Here is a 16,421-nt window from a genome sequence, read left to right as displayed (position 1 = left end):
AGCAAAATCGCCGATACAGTCGCTGGGCCGGATAATTTCTAACGGTGTTTGGCAAGTGCCTGGTTAACCTGCATCCAGGCATTCATGGCGTCTTCCCCGGTATCGCCAAGTGCGCGTTGCAGCATCTTCGCCTGCTCGCGGCGCAGGGCCAGTTCCAGCTTGGCCCCTTCTGCGGTGAATGCCAGCAGGCGCTTGCGCTTGTCATCCACCGACGCCTGGCTTTCTACCAGGTGCATTTCAATCAGCTGACGCAGTGGGATGTTCAACGCCTGTTTGCTGACACCCAGGTAATTGAGCAGCTCTTTCATGCTCAAGCCTGGATACATGGCGATGAAAAACAGAATGCGGTGGTGCACGCGAGACAGTCCACGCCGCGCCAGCATTTCATCTGCTTTGGCAGTAAATGCCTGGTAGCCAAAGAAGAAAGCCTTCATGGCGGACTGCTGAGCGGCTAAGTTTTTAAGGTCAAACATATTGACGTATCTGCATGAGTGGGCGTAGTTTCGGTCAACAAGTTTGACTTACTTCCGACAAATAATCACCTGGTGTAAACGATGGCCTTCTCTGAACGTATTGCCCGCCTGAAAAGCTCTTTGATTCGTGAAATTCTCTCCGCGGCGCAGCGCCCTGAAGTGATGTCGTTTGCCGGAGGTTTGCCTGCAGAGCCGATGCTGCCGAAAGTCGATTGGGCGCAAATGCCAGCCAATATCGGCCAGTACGGAATGAGTGAGGGCGAGCCGGAGTTGCGTGAGGTAATCGCCGCAGAAGCCCGTGCCCTGGGGGTGCCCTGCGATGCCAGCCAGGTATTGATTGTCAGTGGCTCGCAGCAAACCCTGGACCTAGTCAGCAAGCTGTTTATCGATCCGGGGACCGAAGTACTGGTTGAGGCGCCAACCTACCTGGCTGCATTGCAGGCTTTCCAGTTATTTGGTGCTGATTGCATCGCCGTACCGCAGGAGGCCGATGGTCCGGAGCTCGCGGCTCTGCGCCAGCGTCTGGAAAAGCATAAGCCTGCATTCGCTTACTTGATTCCAACCTTCCAGAATCCATCGGCTGTCCGTTACAGCGAAGCCAAGCGTGATGCTGTTGCCGCATTACTCGACGAGTTTGGAGTAACCCTGATCGAGGATGAGCCCTATCGTGAGCTGGTGTTCGATGAGGGGAGCGCAACCCCGATTGTCAGCCGCTTGCAAAAGGCGAGCTGGGTCTACACCGGTACCGTATCCAAGACATTATTGCCGGGGCTGCGTGTGGGTTATCTGATCGCCACCCCAGACCTGTATCCGCATCTGTTGCGCCTGAAACAGTCGGCTGACCTACATACCAATCGCATTGGCCAATGGCAGGCGCTGCAGTGGCTGGGGAGCCAGCATTATCGTGATCACCTGGCGCAGTTACGTCAGTTCTATCGTTTACGTCGCGATGCCATGCAGGCCGCATTGCTCGAGCACTTTGCCGACCTGGCTGATTGGGAGATCCCGCAGGGCGGGTTGTTCTTCTGGCTGACACTCAAGCAGCCATTGGATACGCGTACTCTGCTGGGGCCTGCGTTGGCACAGAACATTGCCTTTATGCCGGGCGAGCCTTTCTTTATCGATCCGGATCAGAATCCTGGGCACCTGCGCTTGAATTTCAGCCACGTCGCGCCTGAGCGCTTGAGTGAAGGCTTGCAGCGCCTGGCAGGAGTGATCCGTGTTGCGCAAGCAGAGGTGGCTGCTTGAGCCCGGTACAGGGCGACCATTGTTGATTCGTTATCAGCCATTGCGAGGCGTAGGCCTCGCACAAACAGGAGTAGGGCGATGTTGAAGGTCTATGGCGATTATCGTTCAGGCAACTGCTACAAAATCAAGTTACTGCTCAACCTGCTGGGTATGCCTTATGAGTGGATAGCCATTGATATCCTCAAGGGCGAAACGCAAACCGAGGCATTTCTGGCCAAGAATCCTAACGGCAAAATCCCGGTGCTTGAGCTTGAGGACGGCACCTGTCTTTGGGAGTCAAATGCGATTCTCAACTACCTTGCCGAAGGCAGCCGGTTCTTGCCGACGGAACCGCGCTTGCGTACCCAGGTGCTGCAATGGCAGTTTTTCGAGCAGTACAGCCATGAGCCAAGTATAGCCGTGGCGCGTTTTATCCAGCTGTATCTGAACATGCCTGAAGAGCGCTTGGCCGAATACCAGCGCTGCCATGTGCTCGGATACAAAGCGCTGAGAGTCATGGAAAAACAACTGCAAAACACGCCTTATCTGGTTGGTGAGCAATATTCAATCGCGGATATCGCGCTTTATGCCTACACCCATGTGGCCCATGAAGGTGGCTTTGAATTGGGTGAGTTTCCTGCGATACGCCAATGGCTGGATCGGATTTCCAGCCAGCCTGGGCATGTCGACATGTTTGATTGACGCAATATGAAACCTGCTGGGGTTGGGCTTGCAGCTTTTTTGTTGGCATAATTCCAGCTGGTTTCTCACTTCTGGCGTTGCACTGCTTACATGCACAAGATTCTGCGAGTATTGGTCGCCTGCCTGATGCTATTTGCACTGCCTGTGCAAAACATGGCAGTGATCAACATGCAAAACTGCTTGTCGCTTAGCCAGCTTTCAGTGTCCGAATCGCCCCAGTGCCACAGCCTGGAGACCAATACAGGTGATACCGGGCACCAGTCCATCGCCAGCCAGCTTTGCATGCATTGTTCAATGTGCTTGAGCGCCGCCGCCCTGGCAGCCCCATTGCTGAAAACCCCGACAGTTGTAGCGACCACCCTGGCTGTCCAGCCGAGCCCTCGGTTCATCGGCCACATAGGCGATCTGCCGAAGCGCCCCCCACGTAACGACCTCGTTTAATTCTCGCATTTGGTTTCGGCTCTAAAGAGCCGTTTATTGCCTTGCCCTGCATCTGCTGCAGGGCAGGATTTAATCGAGGTTTGATATGACTTTTAGCAAAACGCAGTTGGCCCTTGTATTGCTTTGCGGGGCGCTTGCCAGCCCTGTGCTATGGGCGGATGCCGATCATTCAGCGGCTGATCATTCGATGCATTCGCAACCTGAACAAATGCGCTGGGGAATTGCCGGGGATTCCAGCCAGGTGTCTCGTACGATTGATGTACGCATGGGCGACGACATGCGGTTTAAGCCAGGCGCCCTGACATTCAAGAAAGGAGAGACGATACGGTTGGTGTTGCACAATGATGGCAAGTTAATGCACGAGTATGTCCTTGGCACCAAGGAAACCCTTGATGAGCATGCGCAGATGATGCTCAAGCACCCAGGCATGGAGCATCACGCAGCCTATATGGCGCATGTTGCGCCTGGGCAAAGCGGTGAAATCATCTGGACTTTCAATCAGGCGGGGCGCTTTGACTTCGCATGCTTGATCGCCGGGCATTACCAGGCGGGAATGGTCGGCAGCATTGAAGTCAGTCCCTAGCAGGTCGGACGGGTAACTGTACTGGGCGGCGCGTCCTGAAAAGGCCGCGCCGTTTTGCTTATGCGGCGGCGAAGCGGTCCTGCAAGTAACTGGCAATAGCCTTGGACTCATAGAGCCAGGTACTTTGACCGTTCTCATCGATGCGCAGGCAAGGCACCTGTATTTTGCCTCCTTGCTCAAGCAGTTCACTGCGCGCCTGGGCATCGTTCTTGGCATCGCGCAACTGCAGGGGCACATTCAACTTGTGCAGGGTGCGCCGGGTCTTTACGCAAAACGGGCAGGCTCTGAACTGATACAGCGACAGGTTCGATGCAGCCTGGGCCACCGCCGCTTGAGCCTCTGGCGAACGCTGCATTTTGCGCGGGCGGGTGATGAAGTCAATAAAGATAATGATCTGGCCTAAGCCATTGCGTAGGGCTGAAATGAACATGGTTAAGCGTCCAGGGCGAAAATTTGCGGACCCGAATCTTACCTGAGTTTGCCTTGGCTGACTTGCCCAACCGCTCAATTGCACTGCATCTGGGTTAAAGCTTTGGCATAATCCGGCGCATAAACGTTCAAGATTGGTCTGTGATGAAGCCTGAAGATTTAAAGCTGCTGGTCACGCTGGAAATGCCTTTTGGCAAATATAAAGGCCGACTGATTGCCGACCTGCCTGGCCATTACCTCAATTGGTTTGCCCGTGAAGGATTTCCCAAGGGGCAGATTGGTCAGTTGCTACAGCTGATGCAAGAGATTGACCACAATGGTTTGAGTGCATTACTGGAGCCCTTGCGCAGCAAGCCTCGTGAGCCACTGCGCTAGCGTCCGGCCTCGACCTTGGCGCAAGCTTTCCCAGGCTAAGGCCTGTTCTTCAGCAGCGCGTGCCAATGAGACAGTTCAAGCGTCAGTCTTGGACAGTGCACTCTTTGCCTGCTTCTTGCCGAGCTTGACGCCCTGTCTCATGCTCGCGATCACCACGCGTTGATAGAGAGCAGGCATCAAGCGTTGCATCCAGTCCATCGCATAGGCATCGGCGCCAATGAGTATTCGGCGTTTATTCTTCAGTACCCCCTTGATGATGACTTTTGCAGCATGCTCGGCCGTGGTGAGCATAAGCAGGTCATTGAACTGTTGGCGTGCCTGCTCGTTATCTTGTCCTGTCATGGCCTGCATGCTGGCATTCATTCTTGCGGTATTGGCGATATTGGTTTTTATCCCGCCTGGATGAACACAGCTGGCAGATACGCCACAGTGGATCATGTCCAGTTCCTGGCGCAGTGCTTCGGTAAAGCCGCGCACAGCGAACTTGCTTGCGTTATAAGTGCTCATACCCGGTTGCGAGAAAATGCCGAAAATACTGGATAGGTTGATGACATGGCCGGTACCCGAGGCTTTCAGGTGAGGCAGGAAGGCCTTGGTGCCATTTACGACGCCCCAGAAGTTGATGTTCATGACCCATTCATAGTCGCTGTAGTCATTGCCCTCGACCGTGCCGCTCTGGGCGACCCCGGCGTTATTGAAGATCGCATTGACCTTGCCAAAGGTCTCAACCACCTCGCTGGCCCAGGCATGCATGGCCTCACGGTCAGTAACGTCGACAACAGTGCTCTGAACCTTTACCCCCAGCCTGCGAGCTTGCTCAGCTGTTTCATCCAGGCCATGGGCATCTACATCAGACAACGCCAATGCACAGCCTTGGCGGGCGAGGCCGAAGGCGAGGGCGCGACCAATGCCCGAGGCGGCGCCGGTGATGGCTGCGACTTTATTCTCGAATGATTTCATGCAGAAGGCTCCCTAGCTGTTAAACAGTATTGCCTAGCACTTAATGCGCAGGCTGCTTGCGATTGAAGTGACAGGTTGTCGGCTCAAGATTGAGTCTCGGCCATGTAAACCCTGGCCTGGGATCGACCAGGACCATGCCGTCAAGCCCGAAAACCACATTGCGCGGTATTGGGTCATCAGGGTCAGCGCCGATACCGAAGATGGCAGGCGGGAAAGCGTGCAGGTGATGCGGAACGTCACAGGCGCAACCGGCTTCGATTTTGAAAGCCCGGATATCAGTCTCGCGCTGTTGTTTTAGACCCGTTGCCATGCCAAGCCCATAGAAGCCACTGTCATTGATCGCCACTGCGTAGCGTTGAGCGGGTACTGATGCATTCACAGGCAGGTTCCATGGCCATCTGTTATTGGTTTTTTTACTGGCGCTTACGGCTGCTACTCAATGTAGACACTTGTATACTTGGCGGCAATATCAGCCTTGCCTGACCAGCTATAAGATGGGCCGGACATGTTGCCAGGAGGAGGTAAAAATGACTGTGTCGGGTAAGCAGTTACTGCTTGAGGCGGCGTTGCGACTCACTGCAAACAACCGCAACCTCAAGAGCCTGGGCATACGCGAGCTGGCCCGCGAGGCGGGGCTGAACCCCAATACCTTCTACCGTCACTTCAGTGATATCGATGACCTGGGGCTGGCAGCCATTGATCAACTGGCCGCCAGATTGCGTCAGCCGCTGCGACATTTACGTCGGGAGGCTGCATGCCGTGCTGAAGAAGCCTCCCACGCCGACGGACCAGAATTGTTTGGTGTCAGCCTTGGCCGTGGGCGCAAGGTATGTCATCAGACTGTCGTGCTGTTTTTTGATTTTGTCGCAGATAACCCTCAGGCGATCATGTTGGGCGTTCGCGAACTGCAAGGCCCATCTGCAGTACTGCGTAAGGCGCTGCACCTGATGATCTCGGGACTGGCGACGGACATGGCCGAGGATATAATCGAGCTTGAGCTACTGCCCAAGAGGGTCGATCCGCAAGCAATAGAACAGGTCGCCAGGTTGATTACCCGGAATTTGCTGCAGATGTCGCTCGATTACATCAATCAGCCTGAGCAGCGCGATTCAATTCGTGCCCTTGCCGAAGAACAGGTGGTCATGCTTTTTACAGGGGCCATGGTGCTGCATGAAGCAGGTCAGCTGAAACTGCCCGTTTGAACCCGCTTTGATGGGCAAGCCCGGCATGCACCGGGCGTTGCTCAAACTTGCTCAGCTGTTGCGAGCCCCAGGCGTTTGCGCCAGTGCTGTACAAGTGTTTCGGTATCATATTGCAATGGATGAAAATCAGGTCGGTAGTACGCCAGGTAGGGCTTGATCAGTCGCGTTAAAAAGCCATGGCGCGGGCCCAACAAAATGCTTAGGCCTTTACCCCAGCTACGCCAATTGAACAGTTGGCCGTCCTTGCGCATCAGGTGCAGCTGGAAGCCGCCAACCACCCAGAGAAAGCTGATGGTTACAATAACCATCGCCCAAATCCGGGTGAAGTAGCCACCCCCAATGGCCTTGTAGGTATCGTAAGCCACGGCCTTGTGTTCGTTTTCTTCGATGGCATGCCACATCCAAAGCTGATAAAGCTTGGGGTCGTTCATTTGAGTGGTGAGGTCCTCGCGCTTGAGCAGTTGCTCGGCCATGGTGGCGGTAAAGTGCTCTAGCGCACAGGTGGACGCCAGTTGCTGTTTTTTGCTGCTCCAGTGTTTCGACCACTCGAGCAAGGCTTTTACCCTTAGCTCAAGGCGCTGCAAATCAATGCCGTGCTCTGCGGCGTAATTGTTATAGGCCTTGTGCTCCTTGGAGTGCATGGCTTCTTGGCCAATAAAGGCGCTGATGTCTTTTTGCAGTTGCGGATCGTTAACGTGCTGGCGCCAGGCGCGTACGCTGTCGACAAAAAACTGTTCGCCGTAAGGGAAGAGTGAAGACAGGTTGCTCATGAAGTGGCTCATGAAGGGGTCATCGGCAAACCAATACTTCCGGCTTTGAGCAAAGTTGAAATCCATACGTCTGACGGGGAAGCTGGCTATCGCGGAATGGTTGCTTGGCTGCATGACTGACTCCTTGGGCTGTGTATTGTGATCAGCGCCAAATCAGTAATGCAGGAGGTGGGGTGCTTGTGGAGGTCTATTCTGGCCAGTTGGCGTTTATTCTTGCCAACTTAAGTTCAGAGATGCTGTGCAGAATAGATTATGAGGTGCAAAGCAAAACGCCCGCTTTGGGGCTGCAAAAGCGGGCGTTTATCTGGCAGGGAAGCAGGCTATTTTTCGTCGAGGGCGAAAGCCGTCAGGGCAAATGTCGGAATGCCTGCATCCACGAGTTTTTGCGAACCACCGAGTTCGGGCAAATCAATGATGGCAGCCGCTTCATAGATGCTCGCTCCCAGGCGACGGACCAGTTGTACGGCTGCCAGCAAGGTCCCGCCGGTGGCAATAAGGTCATCAAACATCAATACTTTATCGCCCTTGCCGAGGCTGTCGGCATGGATTTCGAGAAAGGCTTCGCCGTATTCGGTCTGGTAACCCTCGCTGATCACATCGGCCGGCAACTTGCCTTGTTTGCGAAACAGGACCAGCGGTTTGTTCAGCTCATAGGCGACGATCGAGCCAATCAGGAAACCGCGCGCATCCATCACGCCGATATGGCTGAAGTCTGCCTCGATATAGCGCTGAATAAAGCTGTCGATCACCATGCGCAAGGCTCGCGGCGACTGGAACAGTGGGGTGATATCGCGAAAAACCACGCCCGGCTTAGGGAAGTCCTGCACGGGGCGAATCAGGGTTTTAAGGCTGAACTCATCGAAAATCATGCTGCGTCCTGGGTAGATTGTCGCTTAATACTGGCGTTGGGCAGATCTGGTAAAGGGTGTAAGCGGCACTGGGAAAATGCGAAATGCCAATGGTGCATTGCATGGCTTCCCGACTCGGGGTTGCTTAGCTCTCGATATTACCGCCAGCGAGCTCGCACAGTTCGATTGGGGCAATGATGCGAACTTCCTTGCCTTCGGCTTCGAGCAGCTTGTTCTGCTGGAAGCGGGTGAACACCCGTGACACGGTTTCCACTGCCAGACCCAGGTAGTTGCCAATTTCATTGCGCGACATGGCCAGGCGAAACTGTTGAGACGAAAAGCCACGGGCGCGGAAGCGGGCCGACAAGTTGACCAGGAAAGTGGCAATGCGCTCATCAGCGTTTTTCTTCGACAACAGCAGCATCATTTGCTGATCGTCACGAATCTCGCGGCTCATGATGCGCATGAGTTGGCGGCGCAGCTGGGGCAGTTTGGCCGTCAGGTCATCCAGGCGTTCAAAGGGAATCTCACAGACCGAGGTGGTTTCAAGCGCCAAGGCCGATACCGGGTAGGTTTCGCTGTCCATGCCGGAAAGCCCGACCAGTTCGCTCGGTAGATGGAAGCCGGTGATCTGCTCTTCGCCGGCGTCACTCAGGGTGAAGGTTTTTAATGCACCGGAACGCACGGCGAATACCGAGCCAAAGTTGTCGCCCTGGCGAAACAGGAACTCGCCTTTTTTCAAGGGGCGACCGCGTTTTACGATTTCATCCAGCGCATCCATGTCTTCTAGGTTCAATGAAAGTGGCAGGCATAGGCTCGCCAGACTGCAATCCTTGCAGTGGGCTTGATGGGGCGTATGCGTCTTGATGATTCCGGTCATCGAAAAATCCTAAGTCCTAGATGTTCGCGCTAAAGCCTCTAGATTACAGGAGCGCGGCTTATCCAGCCAGCAATTGGCTAGTTGACTATAAATTCAAGTTTTGCAGCGAACGGCCGAAATAGCCACTAAGTCTTGCTGGGGAGAGAGGGGCGGCATATGCAGATTAAAACAACTGAGGCCAGCAGCTTTGCTCCCACAGCCTTGCGTCTGTCGAATGTGACCGTGGGTAATGAGCAAGTAAAAGTTGGGGTCAGTACCGAGTCGGGCCCGGGGGGCGGTATACGGCTGAACCTTTCACAGGCGGGGAGTGTTCAGTCCGGGCAGGCTTCCAAAAACCAGGACATTGATGACAGCGACCTGCCGGACAACATCAAAAACACCCTGAAAATGATCCGCCAATTGCGTGCAGAGCTTGCAGCCAGGCAAGCGGAACTAGATGCCATCCTGGCAAGGCCCCCGAGTAGTGACTCTCAACGCGAGGCGAATGCCGTTTCCACTGAAATTGCCAGCCTGCAAGGGGCTATCAGCAGTGCTAACGCATCGCTGGTTTCGCAGATGCGCAAGCAAGACCTGAGCAGTGAACAGCTCCTTAGCGTCGCCACCTTTATCGCGGGTTGAGCCTTTGCGGTAGCTGAGTGCTAGATCACCCGTGAAAAGCGTTGTTGGCTCTGTTCAGACAAATATCTGTCAAACAGCATGCAGAGCGCTCGAACCAAGAGCCGGCCACTGGGTAGTACGTTGATGCTTTGTTGCGTCAACTCGATCAGACCGTCCCTAGCCATTTGTTGCAGCCGTGGCCAGACATCGCTGAAATAGTGCTGGAAGTCGATCCCATAGCCGCGTTCGATATCAGCGAAATCCAGTTGGAAGTGACAGATTAATTGCTGGATCACTGCACGCCGGACAAGGTCGTCGGCATTGCAGTGAAGCCCTCGTTTGGTCGCGAGCTGGTCGTTACCGAGGGCTTGCTGGTAGAGGTTGAGGTCGCTGTTGTTTTGGCAGTAAAGGCCATCTACCTGGCTGATTGCGGAAACGCCCAGGCCAATCAGGTCGCAGTGTCCATGGGTGGTGTAGCCCTGGAAATTGCGTTGCAGCTTGCCTTCTTCCTGGGCGATTGCCAGTTCGTCATCGGGCAGGGCAAAGTGATCCATGCCGATATAGCGATAGCCAGCGGCGCTTAGTTGAGCAATCGAGCTCTGCAGCATGCTCAGTTTGTCGGCACTGCTGGGCAAGTCGTGATCGGCAATGCGGCGCTGTGGCATGAAGCGTTCAGGCAGGTGGGCATAGTTGAACAACGATAAGCGGTCCGGCTGTATGGCGATAACCTCAGCCACGGTCTTGGCGAATCGTTCTGGTGTTTGCAGGGGCAAGCCATAGATCAGGTCGATATTGACCGAACGAAACTGCAGCGCGTGCGCCGCGTCGATAATGGCGCGGGTCTGTTCGACTGACTGCATGCGGTTGACGGCCCGCTGCACTTGCGGGTCGAGATCCTGTACACCAAGGCTGATGCGGTTGAAACCGAGCTCGCGCAGCAGGCCCATGGTCGCCCAGTCGGCCTCACGCGGGTCAATCTCAATGCCATAGTCGCCTGAGTCGTCATCAAGCAAGGTAAACCATTTACGCAGGTCGCCCATCAGGTTGCGCAGTTGATCATGACTGAGAAAGGTGGGCGTACCACCACCAAAATGCAGTTGCTCGACTACCTGGCCGGGGGCGAGATGGCTACTGATCATCTCGATCTCGTGGCCCAGTGCTTGCAGATAGGGTTGAGCTCGATCTCGATTTTTGGTGATCACCTTGTTGCAGGCGCAGTAGTAGCAAATATTGGCGCAAAAAGGCACATGGACATAGAGCGATAATGGGCGCCCGGCATCACTGCTGGCACGTAGCGCACAGAGCAGGTCGAGGGGGCCAGTGTCACCATGGAACTGCATGGCTGTAGGGTAGGACGTATAGCGCGGGCCTGAGTGATCGTAGCGGCTGATCAGTTCGGGACTCCACTGGATGGCATCGAGCATAAATACGCTCTCGGTGGACGGAGAATGCAGTTGATTCTAGAACCGCCGAGTGACGCCGATGTTGATCTGGGTCATGACCAGGTCTGGCTTATGGGCAATATCTGGCGCAGTAGGCCATCATGGCCAAATCAGTGGCCCATCAGCCAGTGCTGGTGCGGTCCTGGAAGGGTCCAGATACCGAAGACAATGACCAGCAGGCCGCCCGCCACACGTACGCCCTTGGTCCGCAGGAAGCGATTGATGTGCTCAGCAGCCATGCCTGTCGCTATAAGTACCGGCAAGGTGCCCAAGCCAAATGCCAGCATCAGCGCCGCGCTATAGAGGGCATTGCCCTGGCTCGATGCCCAAAGCAAGGTGCTGTAGACCAGACCGCAGGGTAGCCAGCCCCACAAGCCACCGAGTATCAGCGCGCGCGGCATGCTGTCGACTGGCATAAAACGTCGGGTAAGCGGCTGAATGTAGCGCCACAGGCCACGCCCCAGCGCTTCGATGCGGGTAAGCCCGCTCCACCAGCCAGCCAGGTACAGGCCCATGCAAATCAGCAAGATGCCAGCAGCCACGCGCAACAACATTGCTGCGGGGCTGGAGGCCACTGCGACCCCTGCCAGGCCAATCAACAGGCCAGCGACTGTATAGCTGCTGATTCGGCCCAGATTGTAGGCGAGCATGAATCTGAAGCGCTTGCTGCGCTGTTCAGGGGGGAGCGCGAGGGACAGCGCGCTCATCAGTCCGCCACACATCCCCAGGCAGTGACCACCACCGAGCAAGCCAAGAATCACCGCGGAAATGAGCAGTGGCGCCAGCTCAAGCATCCGACTGATCCTTTGATGCAGGCGTCTGGGCTTCGTCTACGCCGGCCTTATGCATGGGGTCTTCATCGTCGAACAGAATGCTATGGGCCGGTCCGTCCAGGTCATCATACTGGCCGCTATCAACTGCCCAGAAAAACACCCAAATCGCGATTGCGACCAGGATCAGGGCAATGGGAATCAATATGTATAACGCTGGCATGGTGACTCCGTGCAGCAAACTTGCGGGTTAATGCCGGGCAAGGCGTAAGGCGTTCAATACCACGAGTAGCGAGCTGATGGACATGCCGACCGCCGCCCACAAAGGTGTTATCAGGCCCAATGCAGCAAAGGGCAGGACCAGGCTATTGTACAGCGCGGCCCAGATCAGGTTTTCAATGATGATGCGGCGAGTGCGTCTGGCCAGTTTGAATGCATCGACCAAGCTGCCCAGTCGATTCGACAAGAGCACCGCATCAGCGCTGGTTTTGGCCAGGTCGGTGGCGCTGCCCATGGCGACGCTTATGTCTGCGCCAGCCAGTACCGGTACATCGTTTACCCCGTCGCCAAGCATCAGCACACGTCGGCCTTGTTGATGCAGGACCTTGAGGGCTGCCAGTTTGTCATCGGGTGTCAGGCCGCCCCGGGCATCCTCGATACCCAGTTGCCTGGCAATTTGTGCAACCACCGGTGAGCTGTCGCCCGACAACAGCAATACATGCCAACCACGGGCCTTGCAGCTGGTTATCAGTTCCAGGGCATCAGCGCGCAGACGATCATCGAGCACAAACCAGGCCAGCGGGCCTTGCTGGTCGCCAAGCAACAGCCATTGGCCGCTTTCGCCGGGAATGGCAGGCGCCAGTTTACCGCTCAGGGCGCAGACAAATGCAGCCTGGCCAATGCGCAACTGCCGACCCTCGATAGTGCCGTGCAGGCCCTGACCAGGGAAACTGTCGACTTGATCAGCGGCCTGAGTGGCGCGGCCAAAGGCTTTGGCTATGGGGTGTTCGGAGCGATTTTCCAGTGCTGCAGCGAGCGCCAGGCAAGCGTCGCTGTCGAGTGCGCCAAGTGGGTGGATGGCGCTGAGCGTCAGCTTGCCTTCAGTCAGGGTGCCTGTCTTGTCGAATATAACCGTATCGATCTGGTTGAGGCCTTCAAGCACGTGGCCGCGGGTCAGCAAGACGCCAAGTGAGTGCAAGGTGCCGGTTGCGGCGGTAAGGGCCGTGGGTGTGGCCAATGCCAGTGCGCAGGGACAGGTGGCGACGAGGAGGGCAAGCACCACCCAGAATGCGCGTGATGGATCAATTTGCCACCAGATGACGCCAACCACAGTAGCCGCCAGCAACAGGAACAACAGAAACCACTGCGAGACCTGATCTGCCAGCTCTGCCAGGCGCGGCTTGTCGGTTTGCGCGCGCTCCAGCAGCCGCACTATTGCTGATAGGCGTGTGGCATCGCCCAGTGCCTGGACTTCTACGACGAGGGGACCTTCGACATTGAGGGTGCCAGCTGTTACCTGGTCACCTTCAACGCGAGGCTGTGGCAAATATTCGCCGGTCAGCACCGATTCATCGACACTCGACTGGCCACTAAGGATGCAGCCGTCGGCAGGCATCAGCGCGCCCGGTTGAACCAATACCTGTTCGCCAAGCCGCAGTTCGCTGAGCAGGATGCGCTGCGTTTGGCCTTGCTCATTGAGGCGCAAGCAGGATGCAGGCAGCAGGTTGACCAACTGAGCGGTCGCCGCAGCCGTGCGTTCGCGGGCGCGGCGTTCGAGATAACGACCGGCAAGTAAAAAGAATGCAAACATGCCCACGGCATCGAAATACAGCTCGCCGGTGCCGGTGATTGCAGACCAGATCCCTGCGACATAAGCGCCGCCAATCGCCAGTGAAACCGAAAGGTCCATGGTCAGGTGCCGGGTACGCAGATCACGCAGCGCGCCACGGAAGAACTGCCCACAGCAATAGAAGATGATCGGGGTGGTCAAAAACAGGCTGACCCAGCGCAAGATCATGTGCAGCTCAGGGCTGAGGTCGATATTGAACTCTGGCCAGGTGGCCATGGTCGCCATCATTACTTGAAACCAGAGCAGGCCGGCAAGTCCGAGCTGGCGCATGGCCCTGCGGTTTTCCGTGGCCAGTTTCTGTGCAGCCTCGTCGGCTTGCCAAGGGTGGCCGGCATAACCAATTTTGCGCAGTTCAGTGAGTAACTGGCTGAGCGCGACCTGGCTGTCTATCCAACTGACATTAAGCCGGTGGTTGGATAGGTTGAGCCGCGCATCATTTACGCCGGGCAGGGCGCGAAGGTGTTTTTCGATCAGCCAGCCGCAGGCCGCGCAATTGATCCCCTCGATGAGCAGCCAGGTCTCGCTGGTTTCGCCCTGATGCTGCACGAAAGGCTCTTGCACTTCGGCACGGTCAAACAGCTGGAGTTCGTCAGGCAGCGCCTGTGGCAAGTCCTGCGGGTTGCTGGCTGATTCGCTGCGATGCTTGTAATAGTGCTCCAGCCCGCCAGCCACAATTGCCTCGGCCACTGCCTGGCAGCCAGGGCAGCACATGTCCCGGCGTTCCCCGAGAATTTCGGCAAAGAAGCGGCTGCCAGCAGGGACTGGTAAGCCGCAGTGATAGCAAGGGTTTGGACTGGCCATTAATCAACTATCTTGATGCAGGTACAGGTGGCTTATGGAGAGCCAGCCAGGCGGGGCGGCGCAGTTTTTGCGCCGCACAAGATCGGGTTACTTGTCGTCACCGAGGCGGATTGTCTTGCCGGATTCGAGCACTTCTTCCTCAAATACGCGCCAGTCCTTGCCACCTTCGCGGCCGATCAACTCGACAAAGCGACGGCCTTGCACCGCGTCTTCAAGGTTGCCGGTGTAGTTGCCGTCACCTCTGGCTTGCATGGTGATGTGACGGTCACGCTCGGGTTGCGTCGGTGAGATCACATTGAGCTTGAGTACGGCGGGCCCAGTAAGCCCTTTGAGTTGCATATCAACCACGCCGGTTTCATTGTTGAAGATGATGTTGGCACTGACCTTGAGCTGTTTTGCCAGGTTCTCGCGATCCAATGACTGGTTGATGCCCTTGCCGACTTCATAATAATTATCGGAAATCAGCCCTGGCGGATTGTTGATTGAGAAAATCAGCATGGAACCGCCCTGGACGACAGACAAACTTAGCAGGCCAATGATGAACCATGGCCAGAATTGTTTGTACCACGGGGCGACTGTTGTTTCTTCGGTCATTGATTTGCCTGCAGCTTAGCGAATGCTGGGGCCGTTGAAGCGGCTGTCAGCGTTGGTGTTGATACTGTTGTCTTCGAGTGCCTGCACATGGAACATGATCTTATTGGCGCTGGACGGCAGCTTCTCAGGCTCAATAGAAAGCCCAACCGGTACTGAAAGCACCTCGCCGGCTGCGGCCTTGACCTGGTTCGTACCTTCGAACTCCAGGCCTTCAATGCCGTCGGCGCTGATGCTGTATGTCATATCATGCTGGGCTTTGTTCATGATTTTCAGGGTGTAGACGTTTTCAATGTGGCCATCCTGGTTTTCACGGAACATAACCCGGTCCTTGATCACATCAAGGCCTACCAGAGGGCGGTTGGTAACAGCCCAGGCGAAAACGCTCATCATGGCCACCAGGGCGACGGCGTAGCCTATCAGGCGAGGGCGCAACAAGTGGGTTTTCTGGCCGGAAAGATTGTGTTCAGTTGTGTAGCTGATCAAGCCCTTGGGGTAATCCATTTTCTCCATGATGCTGTCGCAGGCGTCGATGCATGCGGCGCAGCCGATGCACTCGAGCTGCAGACCATCACGGATATCAATGCCGGTAGGGCAGACCTGCACGCACATGTGGCAGTCGATACAATCGCCCAACCCCTGGGCTTTGTAGTCAGCGCCTTTTTTACGTGGGCCACGACCTTCACCGCGACGTGGATCGTAAGACACTATCAGGGTGTCGGCGTCGAACATCACACTCTGGAAGCGCGCATAGGGGCACATGTAGATGCACACCTGTTCGCGCAGCCAACCAGCGTTGCCATAGGTGGCAACCGTGAAGAAACCAACCCAGAACAAGGCCCAGCCACTTGCATCTAGGGTGAAGAGGTCGGGAATCAACTCGCGAATTGGGCTGAAGTAGCCGACGAAGGTGACGGCTGTTGCCAGTGATACACCGATCCAGATGCTGTGCTTGGCCAGTTTGCGCAAGAACTTCTCTGCGCTCATCGGTGCTTTGTCGAGCTTCATGCGTTTGTTGCGGTCACCCTCGGTGACTTTCTCACCCCACATGAAAATCCAGGTGAACACGCTTTGCGGGCAGGTATAGCCGCACCATACGCGGCCAGCAAATACGGTAATAAAAAATAAACCGAAGGCGCAAATGATCAACAGTGCTGAAAGCAGCACAAAATCTTGCGGCCAGAAGGTTGAGCCAAAAATATAAAATTTGCGTTCTGGCAGGTTCCACCAGACGGCTTGACGACCATCCCAGTTGAGCCAGACGGTGCCGAAATACACTAGGAACAGAAACGCACCGCCAACCCTGCGCAGGTTGCGGAAAACGCCGGAAAAGGCGCGGGTGTAGATTTTTTCAGCGCTGGCGTAAAGATCAGTCGAGGACTGTACTTTCGCGGCAGGAGGGGTGATGTTCTTAACTGGAATCTGGCTCATCAGATCGTCCCAAGCGGTTAAATGGGGTGCCGCAGTCGATACGTGCCGAC

The 16,421-nt window shown here is 55.9% G+C and carries 20 protein-coding genes; 7 read left to right on the top strand and 13 right to left on the bottom strand.

All coding sequences use genetic code 11. The annotated features are described in order from the left end of the window. Positions 1-38: 38 nt before the first annotated feature. Positions 39-473 carry a MarR family winged helix-turn-helix transcriptional regulator gene (locus CHB79_RS19365; RefSeq protein ID WP_010490165.1) on the bottom strand — a complete coding sequence of 145 codons (435 nt, stop codon included), beginning with the start codon at positions 471-473 and terminating at the stop codon, positions 39-41. A gap of 81 nt (positions 474-554) precedes the next feature. Between CHB79_RS19365 and CHB79_RS19360 the strand changes: the two genes are divergently transcribed. From CHB79_RS19360 to CHB79_RS19345, 4 genes are all read left to right on the top strand, one after another. After that, on the top strand, positions 555-1,721 hold the full coding sequence (locus CHB79_RS19360; protein WP_010490163.1) for an aminotransferase-like domain-containing protein: 1,167 nt from the start codon (positions 555-557) through the stop codon (positions 1,719-1,721). A 78-nt stretch (positions 1,722-1,799) separates the two neighbouring features. Then, entirely contained in the window at positions 1,800-2,402 is a 603-nt protein-coding gene (locus CHB79_RS19355) for a glutathione S-transferase family protein (protein ID WP_010490160.1), read from the top strand. A gap of 90 nt (positions 2,403-2,492) precedes the next feature. Next, entirely contained in the window at positions 2,493-2,843 is a 351-nt protein-coding gene (locus CHB79_RS19350) for a hypothetical protein (RefSeq protein ID WP_089361101.1), read from the top strand. Positions 2,844-2,928: 85 nt separating this feature from the next. Next, the gene (locus tag CHB79_RS19345; RefSeq protein ID WP_089361100.1) at positions 2,929-3,426 is read left to right on the top strand and encodes a cupredoxin domain-containing protein; all 498 of its coding nucleotides are present in this window, start codon (positions 2,929-2,931) and stop codon (positions 3,424-3,426) included. Between the two features lie 58 nt (positions 3,427-3,484). Here the strand turns inward: CHB79_RS19345 and CHB79_RS19340 are convergent, their stop codons facing one another. Then, positions 3,485-3,856 carry a glutaredoxin family protein gene (locus tag CHB79_RS19340; RefSeq protein ID WP_010490154.1) on the bottom strand — a complete coding sequence of 124 codons (372 nt, stop codon included), beginning with the start codon at positions 3,854-3,856 and terminating at the stop codon, positions 3,485-3,487. A gap of 143 nt (positions 3,857-3,999) precedes the next feature. Here CHB79_RS19340 and CHB79_RS19335 point away from each other — a divergent pair, with 143 nt between their 5' ends. Further along, a complete protein-coding gene (locus CHB79_RS19335) occupies positions 4,000-4,230 on the top strand; it encodes a DUF3820 family protein (RefSeq protein ID WP_010490152.1) in 231 nt (76 codons plus the stop codon). A gap of 75 nt (positions 4,231-4,305) precedes the next feature. Here CHB79_RS19335 and CHB79_RS19330 read toward each other — a convergent pair whose 3' ends face one another. Next, complete coding sequence (locus tag CHB79_RS19330) at positions 4,306-5,190, bottom strand: SDR family NAD(P)-dependent oxidoreductase (RefSeq protein WP_089361099.1); 885 nt, start codon at positions 5,188-5,190, stop codon at positions 4,306-4,308. Between the two features lie 40 nt (positions 5,191-5,230). After that, positions 5,231-5,569, bottom strand: a complete 339-nt coding sequence (locus CHB79_RS21960; protein WP_141133442.1) for a hypothetical protein — start codon at positions 5,567-5,569, stop codon at positions 5,231-5,233. Between the two features lie 148 nt (positions 5,570-5,717). On the opposite strand from CHB79_RS21960, the gene CHB79_RS19320 reads away from it, so the two are divergent. After that, positions 5,718-6,392: a TetR family transcriptional regulator gene (locus tag CHB79_RS19320; protein ID WP_089361097.1), complete on the top strand. Its 675-nt coding sequence runs from the start codon at positions 5,718-5,720 to the stop codon at positions 6,390-6,392. Between the two features lie 41 nt (positions 6,393-6,433). Here CHB79_RS19320 and CHB79_RS19315 read toward each other — a convergent pair whose 3' ends face one another. From CHB79_RS19315 to fnr, 3 genes are all read right to left on the bottom strand, one after another. After that, complete coding sequence (locus tag CHB79_RS19315) at positions 6,434-7,276, bottom strand: metal-dependent hydrolase (protein ID WP_089361096.1); 843 nt, start codon at positions 7,274-7,276, stop codon at positions 6,434-6,436. Between the two features lie 206 nt (positions 7,277-7,482). Beyond that, complete coding sequence (locus CHB79_RS19310; RefSeq protein ID WP_010490142.1) at positions 7,483-8,031, bottom strand: adenine phosphoribosyltransferase; 549 nt, start codon at positions 8,029-8,031, stop codon at positions 7,483-7,485. Positions 8,032-8,155: 124 nt separating this feature from the next. Further along, complete coding sequence (fnr, locus tag CHB79_RS19305) at positions 8,156-8,890, bottom strand: fumarate/nitrate reduction transcriptional regulator Fnr (protein ID WP_010490140.1); 735 nt, start codon at positions 8,888-8,890, stop codon at positions 8,156-8,158. A 156-nt stretch (positions 8,891-9,046) separates the two neighbouring features. Here fnr and CHB79_RS19300 point away from each other — a divergent pair, with 156 nt between their 5' ends. After that, positions 9,047-9,508, top strand: a complete 462-nt coding sequence (locus CHB79_RS19300) for a hypothetical protein (RefSeq protein ID WP_089361095.1) — start codon at positions 9,047-9,049, stop codon at positions 9,506-9,508. 20 nt (positions 9,509-9,528) lie between these two features. Here CHB79_RS19300 and hemN read toward each other — a convergent pair whose 3' ends face one another. From hemN to ccoG, 6 genes are all read right to left on the bottom strand, one after another. Then, a complete protein-coding gene (gene hemN, locus CHB79_RS19295) occupies positions 9,529-10,911 on the bottom strand; it encodes an oxygen-independent coproporphyrinogen III oxidase (protein ID WP_089361094.1) in 1,383 nt (460 codons plus the stop codon). Between the two features lie 128 nt (positions 10,912-11,039). Further along, entirely contained in the window at positions 11,040-11,723 is a 684-nt protein-coding gene (locus CHB79_RS19290; protein WP_089361093.1) for a sulfite exporter TauE/SafE family protein, read from the bottom strand. Next, positions 11,716-11,922 carry a cbb3-type cytochrome oxidase assembly protein CcoS gene (gene ccoS / locus CHB79_RS19285; protein WP_089361092.1) on the bottom strand — a complete coding sequence of 69 codons (207 nt, stop codon included), beginning with the start codon at positions 11,920-11,922 and terminating at the stop codon, positions 11,716-11,718. Before ccoS ends, CHB79_RS19290 begins: the two co-directional genes overlap by 8 nt. Positions 11,923-11,949: 27 nt before the next feature. Beyond that, a complete protein-coding gene (locus CHB79_RS19280; RefSeq protein ID WP_089361091.1) occupies positions 11,950-14,349 on the bottom strand; it encodes a heavy metal translocating P-type ATPase in 2,400 nt (799 codons plus the stop codon). An 87-nt stretch (positions 14,350-14,436) separates the two neighbouring features. After that, the gene (locus CHB79_RS19275; protein ID WP_089361090.1) at positions 14,437-14,943 is read right to left on the bottom strand and encodes a FixH family protein; all 507 of its coding nucleotides are present in this window, start codon (positions 14,941-14,943) and stop codon (positions 14,437-14,439) included. Between the two features lie 15 nt (positions 14,944-14,958). Then, positions 14,959-16,374 carry a cytochrome c oxidase accessory protein CcoG gene (gene ccoG / locus CHB79_RS19270; RefSeq protein WP_085987599.1) on the bottom strand — a complete coding sequence of 472 codons (1,416 nt, stop codon included), beginning with the start codon at positions 16,372-16,374 and terminating at the stop codon, positions 14,959-14,961. Positions 16,375-16,421: the final 47 nt, after the last annotated feature.

The organism is Pseudomonas segetis (genome assembly GCF_900188155.1).
Classification (GTDB): Bacteria; Pseudomonadota; Gammaproteobacteria; order Pseudomonadales; family Pseudomonadaceae; genus Aquipseudomonas; species Aquipseudomonas segetis.
The sequence above is the reverse complement of the archived record's forward strand: the minus strand, read 5'-3'. Positions and strand labels throughout refer to the sequence as shown.